The following is an 18,091-nucleotide window of genomic DNA, read 5'->3' as shown; positions in this document are numbered from 1 at the left end:
AGGTGGGTCAGTCAGGTCAGGTGGCCGGACGAGGAGAGCCGGCTTATGGCGGCCAGGGGCACCGGCAGCCAGTCGGGGCGGTGCCGGGCCTCGTACACCACTTCGTAGATCGCCTTGTCCGTCTCGTAGGCGCGCAGCAGCACCGGGTCGGTGCGCGGATCGCGGCCGGAGGCCTCCGCGTAGCCGGAACAGTACGCGGACCGGCAGGTCTCGGCCCAGTCCGGCTGGGGCGGATCGGCCGAGCGGGCCGCGTAGTCGAAGGACCGCAGCATGCCAGCGACGTCCCGCACCGCCGGCTGCGGCATACGCCGCTCGGGCAGCGGCCGGGCCGGCTCGCCCTCGAAGTCGATCAGCCACCACTCGCCGGCCGGTGAGCGCAGGCACTGCCCGAGATGCAGATCGCCGTGCACGCGCTGCGCGGTCCAGGTGCGGCCCTCGGCGGCCAGATCGCCCAGCGCCGTGAACGCCGACCGCAGTCCGTCGGCGTAGGGCCGCAGCGCGGGCACCGCCTGGACGGCCGCCTCCAGTCGCTCGACCATGCCGTCCACCATGAGCTGGAGCTGCATGTGACCGAGCGTGACCGTCGGCAGCGCGCGGGCTAGCGCGGTGTGCACCTCGGCGGTGGCCCGCCCCAGCGCCCGCGCCTCGGCGCCGAAGTCCTCGCCTTTGGCCAGTTCGCGCAGCGCCAGCTCCCAGCCGTCGGAGGCGCCCTGCACGAACGGCTGGAGCACTCCCAGCACGTACGGCTGGCCGGCGGGGTCCGCCGGACCCGCCGAGATCACCGGGTCCGCCGTGGGGTCGATGTCCGCGACCATCCAGGCCGTCGGCGCGGGCACCCGGGGGCAGCCCTCGCGAGCCAGCGCCAGCGGCAGCTCCAGATCGGGGTTGACCCCGGGCACGATCCGGCGCAGCAGCTTCAGGATGAACGTATCTCCGTAGACGACCGACGAGTTGGACTGCTCCGCCGTCACCACGCGCGGCACCAGCCCGGACCGGATGTCCTGGCCGAGGTCCCGCTCGAAACGGAGCCCGCCGATACGGGCCTGGGTGCGCAGCGCCTCCAGGAGCAGTTCGGCGGGCCTGGGGTCGTGCAGGGCGTCGTAGACCGTGCGGCCGGCCAGCGGCCCCGTCGGCACATGTCCGATCAGCGCGGGCGCCAGCCGAGGCGGCAGCGCCTCGCGCACGCCTATCAGGAGCTGGTAGCAGTCGCCGGGATGGCCGGGCGCGCCGTGGGACGGCACGAGCGGCTGATGGGCGCGGACGAGCAGGTGGTACAGCCCCAGCTTGCCACTGGCGGGGAGCAGCTCGGTGGCCTCGACCAGCGTGAATCCGCTGACCGGACGTCCTTTGCCCGCGAACCAGCGCTGCCGTGGCAGCCATTCCCGCAGCAGTGGATCGAGGGAGGCGAGAAGGCCGGGCGGGGTGGTGACGGTGCGTGTGACGGCTTCCGACATGGCGTCGCGTCCTTTCACCCATTCTCGGTGCGCCTCCGTCGCCTTCGGCCGGCTCCGGCGGCGCCCCTCCGGCTCACGCGGGCGGGTGGGGTGTTCTTCATGCGTGCCCCGGGCGGGGCGGGAGAAACGCCCCGCCACGGGGGTTTGCGGCCTGCCCCGCGGATCAGGCCTCAGCGGCCCGTTTCAGGCCTCAGGGGTCCTTACACCGCGTCGCCGCGGAGCCGGAACCAGTAGAAACCGTGGCCCCCCAGCGTCAGCAGGTACGGCAGCTCGCCGATGGCCGGGAAACGGACCCCGCCGAACAGCTCCACCGGGTGCCGGCCCTCGAAGGCGCTCAGATCCAGCTCCGTCGGCTGGGCGAACCGCGAGAAGTTGTTCACACACAGCACCAGGTCGTCCTCGTACTCCCTGAGGAACGCCAGCACCGCCGGGTTCGTCGACGGCAGCTCGGTGTACGTGCCGAGTCCGAAGGCGGGATTCTGCTTGCGGATCTCGATCATGCGCCGGGTCCAGTGCAGCAGTGACGACGGCGAGGACATCGACGCCTCGACGTTCGTGACCTGGTAGCCGTAGACCGGGTCCATGATCGTCGGCAGGAACAGCCGCCCCGGGTCACAGGAGGAGAAGCCCGCGTTGCGGTCGGGCGTCCACTGCATCGGCGTGCGCACCGCGTCCCGGTCGCCGAGCCAGATGTTGTCGCCCATGCCGATCTCGTCGCCGTAGTAGAGGATCGGCGAGCCCGGCAGGGCCAGCAGCAGGGCCGTGAACAGTTCGATCTGGTTGCGGTCGTTGTCGAGCAGTGGGGCGAGACGGCGCCGGATGCCGATGTTGGCGCGCATCCGTGGGTCCTTGGCGTACTCGGCCCACATGTAGTCGCGCTCTTCGTCGGTGACCATCTCGAGCGTCAGCTCGTCGTGGTTGCGCAGGAAGATGCCCCACTGGCAGTTCGAGGGGATGGCCGGGGTCTTGGCCAGGATCTCGGAGACCGGGTAGCGGGATTCCCGCCGTACGGCCATGAAGATGCGCGGCATGACCGGGAAGTGGAAGGCCATGTGGCACTCGTCGCCGCCGCTCGGGTAGTCGCCGAAGTAGTCGACGACGTCCTCGGGCCACTGGTTGGCCTCGGCCAGCAGCACGGTGTCCGGGTACTGGGCGTCGATCTCCTTGCGCACCCGCTTCAGGAAGTCGTGCGTCTCCGGGAGGTTCTCGCAGTTCGTGCCCTCCTGCTGGTACAGGTACGGCACCGCGTCCAGCCGGAATCCGTCGATGCCGAGGTCCAGCCAGAACTTCAGCGCGGAGATCATCTCCTCCTGCACGGCCGGGTTCTCGTAGTTGAGGTCCGGCTGGTGGGAGAAGAACCGGTGCCAGTAGTACTGCTTGCGGACCGGGTCGAAGGTCCAGTTGGAGGCCTCGGTGTCGACGAAGATGATCCGCGCGTCCGGGAACTGTTTGTCGTCGTCGGCCCACACGTAGTAGTCGCCGTAGGGCCCGTCGGGGTCCTTGCGCGACTCCTGGAACCAGGGGTGCTGGTCGCTGGTGTGGTTCATGACGAAGTCGATGATCACGCGCATGCCGCGCTGGTGGGCGGCGTCGACGAACTCCACGAAGTCGGCGAGGTCCCCGAACTCCGGCAGCACGGCCGTGTAGTCGGAGACGTCGTAGCCGCCGTCCCGGAGCGGGGATTTGAAGAACGGCGGCAGCCACAGGCAGTCGACGCCGAGCCACTGGAGGTAGTCGAGCTTGGCGGTGATGCCCTTCAGGTCACCGACGCCGTCGCCGTTGCTGTCCTGGAACGAGCGGACGAGCACCTCGTAGAAGACGGCGCGCTTGAACCACTCCGGGTCGCGGTCCCTGGCAGGAGTGTCCTCGAAGGTGTCCTGAACGGGTTCGTTGACGATCATGTTGTGGGTGACCCTCCGATCTGCGGGGTGGACGGTCGCAGCACCGTGAAGACGTGCGCGGGGCTCCGGCCCGGTTCGAGACGCACGTAGTTGGCCCTGCCCCAGTGATAGGTCTCGCCGGTGAGCTCGTCCCGCACCGGCACCGACTCGTGCCAGTCCAGGCCGAGTTGCGGCATGTCCAACGAGACCGTCGCCTCCTGGGTGTGGTGGGGGTCGAGGTTGGCGACCACCAGAACCGTGTTCGAACCCTTCCGCTTCGAGTAGGCGATCACCGCCTCCTGGTCCGCGTCGTGGAAGTGGATATCGCGCAGCTGCTGAAGGGCCGGGTGTTCCCGCCGGATGGTGTTGAGCCTGGTCAGCAGCCGGGTGAGGGTGCGGCCCTCGCGTTCGGCGGCGTCCCAGTCGCGGCGGGTGAGCTGGTACTTCTCCGAGTTCAGGTACTCCTCGCTGCCCTCTCTGAGGGGGGTGTTCTCGCACAGTTCGTAGCCGGAGTAGATGCCCCAGGTCGGTGAGAGGGTCGCGGCGAGGACGGCCCTCACCTCGAAGGCGGGGCGGCCGCCCTGCTGGAGGTAGGCGTGCAGGATGTCGGGGGTGTTGGCGAAGAAGTTCGGCCGCATATAGCTGGCCGACTCGCCGGAGAGTTCGGTGAGGTAGTCGGTCAGTTCCTGCTTGGTGTTGCGCCAGGTGAAGTAGGTGTAGGACTGCTGGAAGCCGATCTGGGCCAGGGTGGCCATCATCGCCGGGCGGGTGAAGGCCTCGGCCAGGAAGATCACGTCGGGGTCGGTGCGGTTGATGTCCGCGATGACCCGCTCCCAGAACACCACCGGCTTGGTGTGCGGGTTGTCCACGCGGAAGATCCGCACGCCGCTGTCCATCCAGTGCCGCAGCACCCGCACGGTCTCGGCGATGAGGCCGTCCATGTCGGCGTCGAAGGCGATGGGGTAGATGTCCTGGTACTTCTTCGGCGGGTTCTCGGCGTAGGCGATGGTGCCGTCGGGGCGGTGGTGGAACCACTCGGGGTGTTTTTGCACCCAGGGGTGGTCCGGGGAGCACTGCAGGGCGAAGTCCAGCGCGACCTCCAGGCCCAGCTCGCGGGCCTGGCCGACGAACCAGGTGAAGTCCTCCAGGGTGCCCAGATCGGGGTGGACGGCGTCGTGGCCGCCCTCGGGTGAGCCGATCGCCCAGGGCACGCCGACGTCGTCGGGGCCGGGGGAGAGGGTGTTGTTCCTGCCCTTGCGGAAGGTCGTGCCGATCGGGTGGATCGGGGGCAGGTAGACGACGTCGAAGCCCATGGCGGCGATCGCCGGAAGGCGGCGCGCTGCGGTGCGGAACGTGCCGTGCGGCTGCTCGGAGGTGCCCTCGGAGCGGGGGAAGAACTCGTACCAGGAGCCGTACAGGGCCCGCTCCCGCTCCACCAGCAGCGGCAAGGGCTCGGAGGTGGTGACCAGGTCCCGCAGCGGATGCCGGGCCAGCACCTCCTCCACCTCCGGCGCCAACGCCGCCGCGAGCCGCGCGGCCGCCGGGCGGCTCTCGTCCCGCAGGGCGTCGACGGCGGCCAAGACCACGTCCCGCAGGCCCTCCTCCTCGGGTATGCCCTCGGCGGCCCGCTCGTACAGGCGCGCGCCCTCCTCCAGGACGACGTCCGTGTCCATGCCGGCCGGGATCTTGATCTGCGCATGGTGGCGCCAGGTGCCGATGGGGTCGCCCCACGCCTCCACGGTGAACGTCCACAGGCCGGGCTCCCCGGCGGTGACCGTGGCGCCCCACCGGTCCGTGCCGGGGGCCAGCTCCCGCAGGGGTGTCCACGGCCCGGGGTGGCCCTCGGGGTCCTTGAGCACGACATTGGCGGCGACCGCGTCGTGCCCCTCCCGGAACACGGTCGCCGAGATGTCGAAGGTCTCGCCGGTCACGGCCTTGGCCGGCCGGCGTCCGCGCTGGACGACCGGGCGGACATCGAGCACGGGTATGCGCCCGACGGCGGTCGCCTCGCCCACGGGGGGTGGTTGCGGGACCGGTGGACCGGCGTCGGCCGGGCGCACGGGACGTGCCTCGCCGCCGGGCGCGCGCGCCCCGGTGCGGCGGGTCGGGGGTGGTGACGAAGGGTGCTTGGCGGGCATGACCGCTCCTGTCCGCGTCAACGTGGGTGGGCGGATGTCTATGGGGAGGTGGGTCCTGCGTGGTGCTCCTGAGAGGGGTACCCGCAGGAGCCTTCCCACCCTATTCGGGTGGGCAATCCGGCACTTTGTTAACTACTCACGCGTATGTCGACACACAAGACCGGCCTCGTCCGCGACGGACGAGGCCGGCCCTTGTCTGTGGCTGCTCCTTCGCCCTACGGCTGCGGCACCCGCAGTAACTTGTCCGGCGAACCGATACCCCGGCCGGAGATCTTCCCGGTCGCCGCTCCGGTGGTCAGAGCCCTCCCGACCTGGGACGGAGCCGCTCGCGGATGGTCGGACAGGTACAGCGCGGCCGCGCCCGCCGCGTGCGGAGACGCCATCGAGGTGCCCGAGAACGTGGCCCGCGCGGTGTCGCTCGCGGCCGCAGCGGAGGTGATGCCGACGCCCGGGGCGAAGAGATCGAGGGCCGGGCCGTGGTTGGAGAAGGCCGGTTTTGTATCCCTCCGGTCGGTCGCACCGACCGTGATCGCCTGCTTGACGCTCCCCGGGGAGTACAGCCCGGCCGGCCTGCCGTCGTTGCCCGCGGCGACCGTGTAGGTGACGCCGGAGGCGATGGAGGCGCGGACGGCGGCGTCCAGCCGGTCGTTGCGCGGGCCGCCCAGACTGAGGTTGGCGACCGCGGGCTTCCTCGCGTGCCGGGTCACCCAGTCGATCCCGGCGATCACCCGGGCCGTGGTGCCCGCGCCCGCGGCGTCGAGGACACGTACGGAGACGATCCGGGCCTTCTTGGCGACGCCGTGCGCCGTCCCGGCGACCGTGCCGGCCACGTGCGTGCCGTGGCCGTTGGCGTCCGCCGCGACCTTGTCGTTCCCGACGAAGTCCCAGCCGTGGCTCGCCCGGCCCCCGAAGTCCCGGTGGGTGGTCCGGACGCCGGTGTCGATCACATACACCGTCACCCCGGCACCCGCCGACTCGGGCCAGGTGTAGCTCCGGTCCAGGGGCAGGCTCGGCTGGTCGACGCGGTCCAGCCCCCAGGACGCCGGGTTGCGCGGCGTCCGCTCCAGCCGCACGCGGGTGTCCTGGACGACCGAGGCGACCCGTGGATCGGCGGCCAGCCGCGCTGCCTGTCTCGCGTTCGCCCTGATCGCGTAGCCGTTCAGGACCGTGCCGTAGGTGTGGCTGATGTCCACCCCGTACGTCTCGGCGAGGCCCTTTCCGGCCCCCGACGGTGCCCGCGTGCCCTCCTTCAGTGTCACCAGATAGCTTCCGTGCACGGAGCCGGGTCCTCCGGCGCCGAGTATCCGCCCCTCCGGTACGGCGTGCGCGGGCAGGGTGATGGCCGAAAACGCCGCGGCGCAGATCACGGCGGCCAGGCCCCCCGTCCAGCGCGGGCGCCGTGTGCGCGTCCGTGCCATGGTCCGAGTTCCCCTCCTCGACTCGGCGTACGGCTGCCGCGCGGCGCCGCGAGCGGCGGGCGCGGGCCGGTACGCCAGGGGCAGCCTCTCGTGGCACGTGAAACACCACAAGGACGCCTATGGGGGTGGAATCGGCCATATCCGTGAATGGTGCTGTTCAGGCCGATCGGGGGTCCGGCGGCGGAGCCTCAGCGGCGGCGGCACATCCGCCGGTACTGTCGTAGGAGAAGTCGATGAAGCCCTGTGCCAAAGCCCTGCGTCAACCAGCGAACGCGCCGAGGTGGAACCCGTGAAGGCGATCCGTCGATTCACCGTCCGACCCGTTCTCCCCGACCCCCTCCGGCCGCTCAGCGATCTGGCCCGCAATCTGCGGTGGTCGTGGCATGCCGAGACCCGTGACCTGTTCCAGTCCGTCGACCCCGAGCGCTGGGCCGCCTCCGGGCGCGACCCGGTCCGGCTGCTGGGCAGCGTGCCGCCCGCGCGGCTCGCGGGCCTGGCCGAGGACCGCCGGTTCCTGCGCCGCCTCGCCTCGGTCGCGGGCGATCTGCACGACTACATGACCGGCGACCGCTGGTACCAGGCCCAGCCCGAGGAACTTCCCGCCGCGGTCGCCTACTTCTCACCCGAATTCGGCGTCACGGCCGCCCTGCCGCAGTACTCCGGCGGCCTCGGCATCCTGGCCGGCGACCATCTGAAGGCGGCCAGCGACCTGGGTGTCCCGCTGATCGGCGTCGGGCTGCTCTACCGGCACGGCTACTTCCGCCAGACCCTCTCCCGGGACGGCTGGCAGCAGGAGCACTACCCCGTCCTCGACCCGAACGAGCTGCCCCTGGTCCTCCTGGAGGAGCCGGACGGCACCCCCGCCCAGGTCGCCCTCGCCCTGCCCGGCGGCAAGCAGTTGCGCGCCCGGATCTGGCTGGCGCAGATCGGCCGGGTCCCGCTGCTGATGCTGGACTCGGACGTCGAGGAGAACGACCTCGGCGAGCGCGGTGTGACCGACCGGCTCTACGGCGGCGGCAGCGAGCACCGGCTGTTGCAGGAGATGCTGCTGGGGATAGGAGGTGTGCGGGCGGTCCGGACGTACTGCCGGCTGACCGGGCACCCCGCGCCGGAGGTGTTCCACACCAACGAGGGCCACGCGGGGTTCCTCGGTCTGGAGCGGATCGCCGAACTCTGCGCGGCGGGCTCGGACTTCGACGCGGCGCTGGAGGCGGTCCGCTCCGGGACCGTCTTCACCACCCACACCCCCGTCCCGGCCGGTATCGACCGCTTCGACCGCGAGCTGGTCGCCCGCCACTTCGGCCCCGACGCGGAGCTGCCCCGCATCGACGTCGGGCGCGTCCTCAAACTCGGCATGGAGACGTACCCCGGCGGGGAGCCCAACCTGTTCAACATGGCCGTGATGGGCCTGCGCCTGGCCCAGCGCGCCAACGGGGTGTCCCTGCTGCACGGCAACGTCAGCCGCGAGATGTTCTCGGGCCTGTGGCCCGGCTTCGACGCCGACGAGGTGCCGATCACGTCCGTGACCAACGGGGTGCACGCGCCCACCTGGGTCGCCCCCGAGGTCTTCCGGCTCGGCGCCCGGCAGATCGGCGTCCAGCGCGCCGAGGACGCGCTGACCGTCGGCGGCTCGGACCGCTGGGACGCGGTGGCGGACATTCCCGACCAGGAGATCTGGGAGCTGCGGCGGGGGCTGCGCGAGCAGCTCGTGACCGAGGTGCGGGAGCGGCTGCGGGCCTCCTGGCGGCAGCGCGGGGCCGGTACGGCCGAGCTGGGCTGGATCGACGGAGTGCTCGACCCGGACGTCCTCACCATCGGCTTCGCCCGGCGCGTCCCGTCGTACAAGCGTCTGACGCTGATGCTGCGCGACCGCGACCGGCTGATGGACCTGCTGCTGCACCCCGAGCGGCCGGTCCAGATCGTCGTGGCGGGCAAGGCGCATCCCGCGGACGACGGCGGGAAGCGGCTGGTGCAGGAGCTGGTGCGGTTCGCGGACGATCCGCGGGTGCGGCACCGCCTCGTGTTCCTGCCCGACTACGGCATGGCGATGGCGCAGAAGCTGTACCCGGGCTGCGACATCTGGCTGAACAATCCGCTCCGGCCGCTGGAGGCCTGCGGCACGTCCGGCATGAAGGCCGCGCTCAACGGTTGTCTCAATCTGTCCGTCCTCGACGGGTGGTGGGACGAGTGGTTCCAGCCGGACTTCGGCTGGGCCATTCCCACGGCCGACGGTGTCGGGACCGATCCGGACCGCCGCGACGACATAGAGGCCGCGGCGCTGTACGACCTGCTGGAGCAGCGGGTGACGCCCCGCTTCTACGAGCGTGGCCGCAGCGGGCTGCCCGACCGCTGGATCGAGATGGTCCGCCAGACCCTGAGCCTGCTCGGGCCGAAGGTGCTGGCCGGGCGCATGGTCCGCGAGTACGTCGAGCGTCTCTACGCGCCCGCGGCTCTGGCCCACCGCTCGATGGCACCGGACGCGGCGCGGGAGCTCGCCGAGTGGAAGGCGCGGGTGCGGGCGGCGTGGCCGGGCGTCACCGTCGACCATGTGGAGACGTCGGTGTCGCAGGCGCTGGCCGAGCTCGGTACGACGCTGGGGTTGCGCGTGCGGGTCGGACTCGGGGACCTCGGGCCTGATGATGTCGAGGTTCAGGTGGTGTCGGGGCGGGTGGACGAGGAGGACCGGATCGGGGATGCGGCCGTTGTTTCCCTGAAGCCGGTCGGGTCCCCCGGGGAGGACGGTAGGTGGGTGTACGAAGGGGCCTTGTCCCTGGATCGCACCGGGCCTTTTGGGTATACGGTGCGGATCCTTCCCGCGCATCGGCTGCTGGCTTCCAGCGCGGAGTTGGGGCTGGTGGCCGGGCCGTCGGAGGAGTTGGTGGAGGCGGCGGGGTTGCTTATGCGGTGAGTCGTAGCCTGCGGGCGCGTGGGGGCTTGTCGCGCAGTTCCCCGCGCCCCTAGGTGAACTCACCACCCTGCGTTGCCAAGTTCCGCAGGACATTGCCGCACCTGCGCGCGTACGCGTGCTGGAAGCCCCTGGTCGCCGGGCCACCCGCCCTCGCGTACCACTTGGCCGGCTTGCTGAAGGCGTTGACCGTGAGCCAGACCGTGCCGTCTCCTGTGCGGTCCACGACGAAGGACTCCTCGCCGCATTCGGGGTGGCCGGTCAGGGTGCCGTAGGCCCAGCCGGCGCGGCGGGGTTCCTCCAGGGTCCACACCACACGGCAGGGGGCCTTGATCATGCCGGCGAGGGTGACGGTGACGTCGACGCCGGGGGCGGCTCGTTCCGCGCTCGCGTCGACGCCGACGCCCATGGCCCGGTGCATCTCCCAGGTGAGCACCGCCTCCGAGGCCCGTCGGAAGACCTCCTCGCCCTCCCCGAGGCGGGTGCGCACGTTCATGGGGTGGAAGCCCGGCGGGCAGAAGTGCTCCTCGCGGGTGGCGCCGACATCGGCGTAGGTGAAGTCCTCCGAAGACATGGTCCCCAAGAGTAGGGCGGTACCCGGAGCCGCCGTCGCTCCGGGTACCGCCCGTGGGTCGTGCTTCGGTCAGCCGACGTTGACCGCGGACCAGGCGGAGGCGACCGCCTTGTACTCGGCGCTGCTCGCGCCGTACAGCGCCGAGGCCGCGTTCAGGGTCGCCGTACGGGCGGCCGCGTACTTGGTCGTCGACGTCATGTACGTCGTCAGCGCCTTGTACCAGATCTGCAGCGCCTTGGTGCGGCCGATGCCGGTGACCGTGGAGCCGTTGGAGGTGGGCGAGTTGTAGGTCACGCCGTTGACGGTCTTCGAGCCGCTGCCCTCGGACAGCAGGTAGAAGAAGTGGTTGGCGGGACCGGAGGAGTAGTGGACGTCCAGGCCGCCGAGACTGGAGGACCAGGCGTCCTTGGACGAGCCGTCCTTGCTGGGCTTGTCCATGTAGCGCAGCGGGCTGCCGTCGCCGTTGATGTCGATCTCCTCGCCGATGAGGTAGTCACCGACGTCGGAGGAGTTGTTGGCGAAGAACTCGGCGCCCGCGCCGAAGATGTCGCTGGTGGCCTCGTTCAGGCCGCCGGACTCGCCGCTGTAGTTGAGGCCCGCCGTGGCCGACGTCAGACCGTGGCTCATCTCGTGGGCGGCCACGTCGAGCGAGGTCAGCGGGTGGGTGTTGCCCTCGCCGTCGCCGTAGGTCATGCAGAAGCAGCTGTCCGACCAGAAGGCGTTGACATAGGCGTTGCCGTAGTGGACGCGCGAGTAGGCCGCCTTGCCGTCGTTGCGGATGCCGCTGCGGCCGAAGGTGTTCTTGTAGAAGTCCCAGGTCACCTGGGCGCCGTAGTGCGCGTCGGCGCCGGCGGTCTCCAGGTTGGACGGGTTGCCGGTGCCCCAGACGTCGTCCGAGCCGGAGAAGAGGGTGCCGGTGCCGGACGTGCCGCGGTTGAGGTTGTACGTCTTGTGGCCGCCGCGCGTGCCGTCGGTGAGGTTGTACGACGACCCGGACTTGGTGGTGCTCAGGTCGACCTTGCCGCTGTAGGTGGTGGTGCCGGTGCCGGTCTCGATGGCCTGGTACTCGTAGAGCTTCTTGCCGGTGGCGGCGTCGGTGACGACGTGCAGCTCGTTCGGCGTGCCGTCCTCCTGGAGGCCGCCGACGACGGTCTCGTAGGCGAGGGTGGGCTTGCCGTCGGCCGCCCAGATCACCTTGCGGGGAGCGGAGTTCGCCTCGGTCTTCTCCGAGCCGGCCGCCTTGGCGAGCGTCACGGCCTGCTTCTCGGCCTTGGCGGCGGCGACCGCCGGCTTGAGGGAGGCGACCTTGAGGGCGGCCTTCGTCGCTCTGGTGACGCCCAAGGCCCCGCCGGACTTCGACTCGTGCACGACGAGGTCGCCGCCGAGGACCGGCAGGCCCGCGTAGGTGCGCTCGTAGCGGGTGTGGACCGTGCCGTCGGCGTCCTCCACGACGTCCTTGACGACCAGCTTCTCCTGTTCGCCGAGGCCTATCTCGTCGGCGGTCTTCGGGGCGTCCGCCTGCTGCTCCTTGACGAGAGCCGTGCGGGCGGGCGCGGAGAGCAGGACGGGGGCGGCGGCGAGGGCCGGCTCGGAGGAGGAGTCGGCGGCGACGCTGCTGCCGGAGGTCAGACCGGTGGTGAGCAGGGCGCCGGCGGCGACGGCGGTGGCGATGGCCAGCGTGGTGCGCTTGTGACGCGCGTAGAGGGGGGTCACACGAGCTCCTTGATGTGGGGGAAGTGCTGGGGTGCTGTGCGGCGGGTGGGGGAAGAGTGGCACCAGGGGCGCGTACATGTCAGGAGTAACGCGTGATGTTGGCCGGAAATCGACGACAGGCTGACGGTTCCGGGCATGTGAAGCGGGCGCCGTCCCGGGGGAGTCGAACCCACCGGGGCGGCGCCCTGACTTGGGGAACCGTTGCGGCCTACTGCCTACTGCCTACGACCAGCGGCCAACGGCTCACGGCTTACGGGAAGGTGAGCTTCCAGCTGTTGATGTAGCCGGTGTCGATGGCCGCGTTGTCCTGGACCCGCAGCTGCCAGACGCCGTTGGCGACCTCGGAGGAGGCGTTCACCGTGTAGGTCTCGTTGATGTTGTTCGCGCTGCCGCCGGTGCCGTAGCCCTTCAGCGTGTACGCCGTGCCGTCGGGGGCGACCAGCTGTACCTGGAGGTCACCGATGTAGGTGTGGACGATGTCCACGGCGACCTGGAGGTTGGAGGGCGCGTTGCCCGTCCGGCCGGTGACGGTGACCGGCGAGGTGACCGCCGCGCCCCGGTCCGGAATGGCCACGTCGGCGGCGTTCTCGAAGGATGTGCCGCCGCCGCCTCCGTCGCCGGGGCGGGTGCCGACGTTGATGCCCGCCCACGCGTGCTGGACCGCCTTGTACTCGGCGCTGTCGGTGCCGTAGAGCTCACCGGTCGCGGCGAGGGTGCCGGTGCGGGCGCCCGCGTAGTTGGTGGTCGAGGTGAATTTCGTCGTCAGGGCGCGGAACCAGATCTTCTCCGCCTTGTCCCGGCCGATGCCGGTGACCGGAAGGCCGTCCGAGGTGGACGAGTTGTAGGTGACACCGTTGATGGTCTTGGTGCCGCTGCCCTCGCTCAGCAGGTAGAAGAAGTGGTTCGCCGGGCCCGAGGAGTAGTGCACGTCGATCGAGCCGATGCCGGAGTACCAGCTGTCCTTGGACGAGCCGTCCTTGCTGGGCTTGTCCATGTAGCGCAGCGGGGTCCCGTCGCCGTTGATGTCGATCTCCTCGCCGATGAGGTAGTCACCGACGTCGGAGGAGTTGTTCGCGTAGAACTCGACGGTCGAGCCGAAGATGTCGCTGGTGGCCTCGTTCAGACCGCCGGACTCGCCGCTGTAGTTGAGGCCCGCGGTGTTCGACGTCAGCCCGTGGGTCATCTCGTGGGCGGCCACGTCGATCGATGTCAGCGGGTTCGCGTTGCCCGACCCGTCGCCGTAGGTCATGCAGAAGCAGCTGTCCGACCAGAACGCGTTGACGTAGTTGTTGCCGTAGTGGACCCGGGAGTACGCGCCCACACCGTCGCCGCGGATGCCGCTGCGGCCGTGCACGTTCTTGTAGTAGTCCCAGGTCAGCGCGGCCCCGTAGTGGGCGTCGGCGCCTGCCGACTCCAGGTTGGAGGGGGTGCCGTTACCCCACACGTCGTCGGGGCCGGAGAAGAGGGTGCCGGTGCCGGAGGTGCCGCGGTTGAGGTTGTACGTCTTGTGGTTGCCGCGGGCGCCGTCAGTGAGGTTGTACGTCGACCCGGACTGGGTCGTGGTGAGGTCGACCGTGCCGCTGTAGACCGTGTTGCCGGTCCCGGTCTCGATGGCCTCCCACTCGTACAGCTTCGCGCCGGTGGTGGCGTCGGTGACCACGTGCAGTTCCTGCGGGGTGCCGTCGTGCTGGAAACCGCCGACGACCGTCTCGTACGCCACGACCGGCTTGCCGCTCGCGGCCCAGATCACCTTGCGGGGCTCGCGGTTGATGCCGGGGCTCTTGGCCTCGTCGGCCTTGCCCGCGGTCAGGGCCTGCTGCCGGGCCTTCGCCGCGGACACCGCCGCCTTCGTCGTGGCCGGCGCGATCGGGGCGCGGGTGGCCTTCGTGACGGACGCGGTGGCGTCCGCCTCGGTGCTCTCGACGACCAGGTCGCCGCCGAGGACCGGCAGGCCCGCGTAGGTGCGCTCGTAGCGTGTGTGCACGGTGCCGTCGCGGTCCTTGAGGACATCGCGGACGACCAGCTTCTCCTGGGCGCCGAGGCCCAGGTCCTTCGCGGTCCCGGCCTTGCCGGCGTTCGCCTCCCGGATCAGCGCGGCGCGCTGGGCGGGGGTGAGCCGGACCGATTCCGAGCCCGGCTTCGCCTTGCTCGCGGCCGCCGGTGCCCTGTTCTCCGGGGCCGCGGTGGCGGCGCCGATGTGCACGGCGGTGGCGATCAGCGCGGCGACGCCGGCGAAGGCCACGACCGCGGTACGGCGAGGGGTGTGGGGAGTGCGTCTGTGGGAGGTGCCTCTGCGCGAGGAACTGCTTCTCAACACTGACTCCTTCTGCATGGCCGGGGGTCGCCCGGCCTGGGGAGGTGGAGGTGTCGCAGTGGGGTTTCCGTGGAGCAGTCGTCGGAAGCGTGGCAGGGGAGTGCGCTTTCTGTCAGGATCGCGTCAAGAGTATGGCCGGAAAACGGTTCGTTGACCGGAAGTTCATGTTCGTTATACGGACCCTTGACGGCTCTCGGGCAGGTCCCCGTGCCAGGAGTGCCACAGGGCCGCGTACGCTCCGCCGGCCGCCACCAGCTCCTCGTGCGTGCCGAGTTCGGTCAGCCGGCCGTCCTCCATCACCGCGACCCGGTCGGCGTCGTGCGCGGTGTGCAGCCGGTGGGCGACGGCGATGACGGTCCGCCCCTCGAGGACGGCGGCCAGGGCACGCTCGGTGTGCCGGGCGGTCGTCGGGTCGAGCAGGGCGGTCGCCTCGTCCAGGATCAGTGTGTGCGGATCCGCCAGCACCACCCGGGCGAGGGCGAGTTGCTGTGCCTGCGAGCCGTCCGTACGCCAACCGCCCTGGCCCAGCCGGGTGTCCAGGCCCTCCGGCAGCTCCCGCACCCAGGTGTCGGCGCCGACCACGCCCAGCGCTTCCCACAACTCCTCGTCACCGGCGCCCGGTTCGGCGATCCGCAGGTTGTCACGGACCGAGCCAAGGAACACGTGGTGCTCCTGGGTGACCAGGACGACCTGGCGACGCAGCCGCTCGGGCCCGAGCCCGACCACGGGCACGCCGCCGACCGTCACCGAGCCGGCGGTCGGCGCGTCGATGCCCGCCATCAGCCGGCTCAGCGTGGTCTTGCCGGCTCCGGAGGGCCCGACCATGGCCAGCCGCTCCCCGGGTCTCACCGTCAGGTCGACGCCGCGCAGCACCTCGACGACCCCGTCGTAGGCGTAGCGCACGCCGGTGACGTCGATGCGGTCGCCGTCCGGATCCGGACAGTCGCCCTCCTCGGCGGCCCGCGGGGCCCTGGCCAGGCCCTCCACCCGGGCGAACGAGGCGCCGCCCGCCTGGAGTTGCTCGATCCGCACCAGGACCTCGTCCAGCGGTGCGCTCAGCTGCTGCAGATACAGCGCCGCCGCCACGACCGCTCCGAGGCTCATCGAGCCGGACGCGTGCAGCGCGCCGCCGATCACCAGGACTCCGGCGACCGGGAGGACGTACGACGTCTCCATCACCGGGAAGAACACCGTGCGCAGGAAGAGGGTGTAGAAGCGGGTGCGGCGGGAGGTCTCCAGGGCGTCCCGGCTCGCGGCGGTGCGCTGCTCCTGGAGCCCGAACGCCTCCACCGTGCGCGCCCCGGCCGCCGTCGACGCCACGATCTCCGCCACGTCCGATGTGGCCGCGCCCTCGGCGAGATACCCGTCCCGGGCCCGGCGCAGGTACCAGCGCAGTGCGATCCAGATCGGCGTCAGCGCCAGCACAGCGACGGCGCCGAGCACCGGGGACATCAGGAACACCGCCGCGACGAGGAACAGCGCCTGGACCAGGTTGACGAGCAGGATGGGACCCGCGTCCCGCAGGGTGTTGCCGACGGTCGTCACGTCCGCCGTCCCCCGGGCCGTCAGATCACCGGTGCCGGCCCGCTCCACCACCGAGGCGGGCAGCGTCAACGCCCGGTCCACAAACCGATCCCGCACCCGGGCCAGGGTCCGCTCCCCGAAGCGGTGCCCCACGTACCGGGCCCAGCGTGCCAGCAGTACCTGCGCCAGGGCGCACAGCAGAAGGAGCAGGGCCAGCCGGTCCACGGCGGCCGCCCCCCGCCCGGCCCGCACGTCGTCGATCATCCGGCCCAGGAGCCACGGCCCGGCCAGCCCGGCCACGGCGGCGAGCGCGTTCAGGCCCAGGACGACACCGAAGGCCCGGGCATCGGCCCGTACGAGACCGAGCAGGGCCCGTCGGACGTCCGCCCGTTCGGCGACCGGCAGGTGTTCGTGGCTCATCCCGGGACCTCTTCGGTTTCTCTGGAGACGAGGGCTCGGTAGCCGGGGCTGGTGCCGAGCAGTTCCTGGTGGGTGCCGGAGGCTTCGACCTTGCCGTCCCTGAGGTAGTGGACGGTGTCCGTGCGGTCCAGGACGAGGGGGGAGGTGGTGGTCACGACCGTGGTGCGGCCTTCCCTTGCCGACCTCAGCCGCGTGGCGACGGTGGCCTCGGTGTGGGCGTCGAGGGCCGAGGTGGGCTCGACGGCCAGGAGGATCTCGGGGTCGGTGAGGAGGGCTCTCGCCAGGCGGACGCGTTGGCGTTGGCCGCCGCTGAGGTTGCGGGCCTGGGCGTCCATGGGAGTGTTCAGGCCGTGGGGGAGGGCTTGGACGATGTCTTCTGCCGCGGCTGTGTGGAGCGCCGTTCGGGGTGCCGGGTGGGGTTGTCCGGCGGGTGCGGGTGCGTTGTGGTTGTCCGCGCGGTTCCCCGGTCCCCTGGAAGCAGGTCGGATCATGTCCTGGAGAGTTCCTGCGAACAGGTCGGAGTCGTGGTCGGCCACCAGGATGCGTGCCCGGATCTGGGTCAGGGCGATGTCGTCCAGGCGCCTGTCGCCCCACGTCGCGTTCGACGGGGTGTAGCGGCCAAGGCGGTCCACCACCGTCGTCGCGTCCGCCGGGTGTTCTGCCACCAGGGCCGTCAGGCGCCCCGGCAGGGCGCGTACGCCCGACTCCGGGTCGTACAGGGCGGACGGCTCGGACGGGGCGTCCAGGGTCCCCGTGTCGGGCATCGGCTCCAGGCGCAGGAACCGTACGACGCGGCGTGCGCACACCAGGCCGCGGCTGATCTGGTAGCCGCACTCGACCAGGAAGGCCACCGGCCACACCAGCACGGCCACATAGCCGTAGACGGACACCAGCTGGCCCACGGTGATGTCGCCCTGCGCGGCGAGCCGGGCCGCCAGCCAGGTCACCACCGCCAGGAACAGGGTCGGCAGCCCGATCCCCAGTGCCTGCACCCAGCTCGTCACCGCCCCCACCCGGTAGCCCTGCTCGCACAGCCGCCGCGAGTCCTGCCGGAAGGCGTCCGCCACCAGCTGCTTGCCGCCCAGGCCGGCGAGGACCCGCAGTCCGCCCGCGAGGTCACCGATCCGCGCGGTCAGCACGCCCTGCCGCTCGCGGTACTCCGTCTCCGACCCCTGCAACCGGCCGAGCAGCGGCCCCATCAGCAGGGCGAGCACCGGAATGCCGAGCAGCACGATCAGGGCGACGAGTCCCGAGACCGACACCAGCAGCACGGCGATCACCAGATAGCCCAGGACGGCGCCGACGCCGGGCCCCACCACGGTCAACGACTGACTGACCGTCTGCACGTCGCCCACACCGATCGTGACGACCTCCCCGGCGCTCGCCTGCCGCCGCAGCGAGGCACCCAGCCGCACCGCCTGCCCGACCACCACCTTCACCGTGCGGAAGTTGGCGTCCATCCGCACCCGGGTCATCGTGCGGTGCCGCATGATGCTCAGCCAGGAGTTGAACGCCCCCACCGCGAACAGCGCCCCGCTCCAGACGGCCAGCGCGCCCGTGTCGCCGGGCTCGAGGCCGTCGTCGATCGCCCGGGACATCAGATACGGCGTGGCCGCCAGCAGCACCATCCACACGCTGCCGAACATCGCCCCGGCCGCACACCGCCAGGGCTGCCGGGCGACCAGCCACCACAGGTAACGGGTACCGCCACGGTGGTCGGGTGTGCCGGGGTCCTCGTACGCGTCGATCAT

General features: G+C 71.1%; 10 protein-coding genes. 1 reads left to right on the top strand and 9 read right to left on the bottom strand.

Features of this window, described 5'->3' with window-relative positions:
* Positions 1-11: 11 nt before the first annotated feature.
* The 4 genes from OG542_RS12140 to OG542_RS12125 all read right to left on the bottom strand — a co-directional run bounded on the left by OG542_RS12140 (position 12) and on the right by OG542_RS12125 (position 6,890).
* Positions 12-1,454 carry a maltokinase N-terminal cap-like domain-containing protein gene (locus OG542_RS12140; protein WP_328410576.1) on the bottom strand — a complete coding sequence of 481 codons (1,443 nt, stop codon included), beginning with the start codon at positions 1,452-1,454 and terminating at the stop codon, positions 12-14.
* A gap of 200 nt (positions 1,455-1,654) precedes the next feature.
* Entirely contained in the window at positions 1,655-3,355 is a 1,701-nt protein-coding gene (treS, locus tag OG542_RS12135) for a maltose alpha-D-glucosyltransferase (RefSeq protein WP_311127817.1), read from the bottom strand.
* Positions 3,352-5,472: an alpha-1,4-glucan--maltose-1-phosphate maltosyltransferase gene (locus OG542_RS12130; RefSeq protein WP_328410573.1), complete on the bottom strand. Its 2,121-nt coding sequence runs from the start codon at positions 5,470-5,472 to the stop codon at positions 3,352-3,354. The genes treS and OG542_RS12130 overlap by 4 nt, the downstream gene beginning before the upstream one ends.
* 215 nt (positions 5,473-5,687) lie before the next feature.
* Positions 5,688-6,890, bottom strand: coding sequence for a S8 family peptidase (locus OG542_RS12125; protein ID WP_328410571.1), 1,203 nt, complete (start codon positions 6,888-6,890; stop codon positions 5,688-5,690).
* Between the two features lie 289 nt (positions 6,891-7,179).
* Between OG542_RS12125 and OG542_RS12120 the strand changes: the two genes are divergently transcribed.
* Complete coding sequence (locus tag OG542_RS12120; protein ID WP_328410569.1) at positions 7,180-9,798, top strand: glycosyltransferase family 1 protein; 2,619 nt, start codon at positions 7,180-7,182, stop codon at positions 9,796-9,798.
* Between the two features lie 49 nt (positions 9,799-9,847).
* Here OG542_RS12120 and OG542_RS12115 read toward each other — a convergent pair whose 3' ends face one another.
* The 5 genes from OG542_RS12115 to OG542_RS12095 all read right to left on the bottom strand — a co-directional run bounded on the left by OG542_RS12115 (position 9,848) and on the right by OG542_RS12095 (position 18,091).
* The gene (locus OG542_RS12115) at positions 9,848-10,369 is read right to left on the bottom strand and encodes a DUF1990 domain-containing protein (protein ID WP_328410567.1); all 522 of its coding nucleotides are present in this window, start codon (positions 10,367-10,369) and stop codon (positions 9,848-9,850) included.
* Positions 10,370-10,438: 69 nt separating this feature from the next.
* A complete protein-coding gene (locus OG542_RS12110; RefSeq protein ID WP_328410565.1) occupies positions 10,439-12,082 on the bottom strand; it encodes a M4 family metallopeptidase in 1,644 nt (547 codons plus the stop codon).
* 250 nt (positions 12,083-12,332) lie between these two features.
* Complete coding sequence (locus OG542_RS12105; RefSeq protein WP_408057748.1) at positions 12,333-14,414, bottom strand: M4 family metallopeptidase; 2,082 nt, start codon at positions 14,412-14,414, stop codon at positions 12,333-12,335.
* A gap of 153 nt (positions 14,415-14,567) precedes the next feature.
* On the bottom strand, positions 14,568-16,340 hold the full coding sequence (locus OG542_RS12100) for an ABC transporter ATP-binding protein (RefSeq protein WP_328410561.1): 1,773 nt from the start codon (positions 16,338-16,340) through the stop codon (positions 14,568-14,570).
* Positions 16,337-18,091 carry an ABC transporter ATP-binding protein gene (locus OG542_RS12095; RefSeq protein WP_328410559.1) on the bottom strand — a complete coding sequence of 585 codons (1,755 nt, stop codon included), beginning with the start codon at positions 18,089-18,091 and terminating at the stop codon, positions 16,337-16,339. The genes OG542_RS12100 and OG542_RS12095 overlap by 4 nt, the downstream gene beginning before the upstream one ends.

It is taken from the genome of Streptomyces violaceus (genome assembly GCF_036014075.1).
Lineage (GTDB): Bacteria > Actinomycetota > Actinomycetes > Streptomycetales > Streptomycetaceae > Streptomyces > Streptomyces violaceus.
Note: the sequence above shows the minus strand (reverse complement) of the source record. Positions and strands in the feature narration are given on the sequence as shown.

Excerpts from the sequence above, each read along its gene's own strand:
- OG542_RS12105 (WP_408057748.1), bottom strand. The coding sequence starts at position 14,414 with ATGCAGAAGGAGTCAGTGTTGAGAAGCAGTTCCTCGCGCAGAGGCACC.
- OG542_RS12130 (WP_328410573.1), bottom strand. The coding sequence starts at position 5,472 with ATGCCCGCCAAGCACCCTTCGTCACCACCCCCGACCCGCCGCACCGGG.
- OG542_RS12100 (WP_328410561.1), bottom strand. The coding sequence starts at position 16,340 with ATGAGCCACGAACACCTGCCGGTCGCCGAACGGGCGGACGTCCGACGG.
- OG542_RS12140 (WP_328410576.1), bottom strand. The coding sequence starts at position 1,454 with ATGTCGGAAGCCGTCACACGCACCGTCACCACCCCGCCCGGCCTTCTC.
- treS (WP_311127817.1), bottom strand. The coding sequence starts at position 3,355 with ATGATCGTCAACGAACCCGTTCAGGACACCTTCGAGGACACTCCTGCC.
- OG542_RS12115 (WP_328410567.1), bottom strand. The coding sequence starts at position 10,369 with ATGTCTTCGGAGGACTTCACCTACGCCGATGTCGGCGCCACCCGCGAG.
- OG542_RS12095 (WP_328410559.1), bottom strand. The coding sequence starts at position 18,091 with ATGATCGACGCGTACGAGGACCCCGGCACACCCGACCACCGTGGCGGT.
- OG542_RS12125 (WP_328410571.1), bottom strand. The coding sequence starts at position 6,890 with ATGGCACGGACGCGCACACGGCGCCCGCGCTGGACGGGGGGCCTGGCC.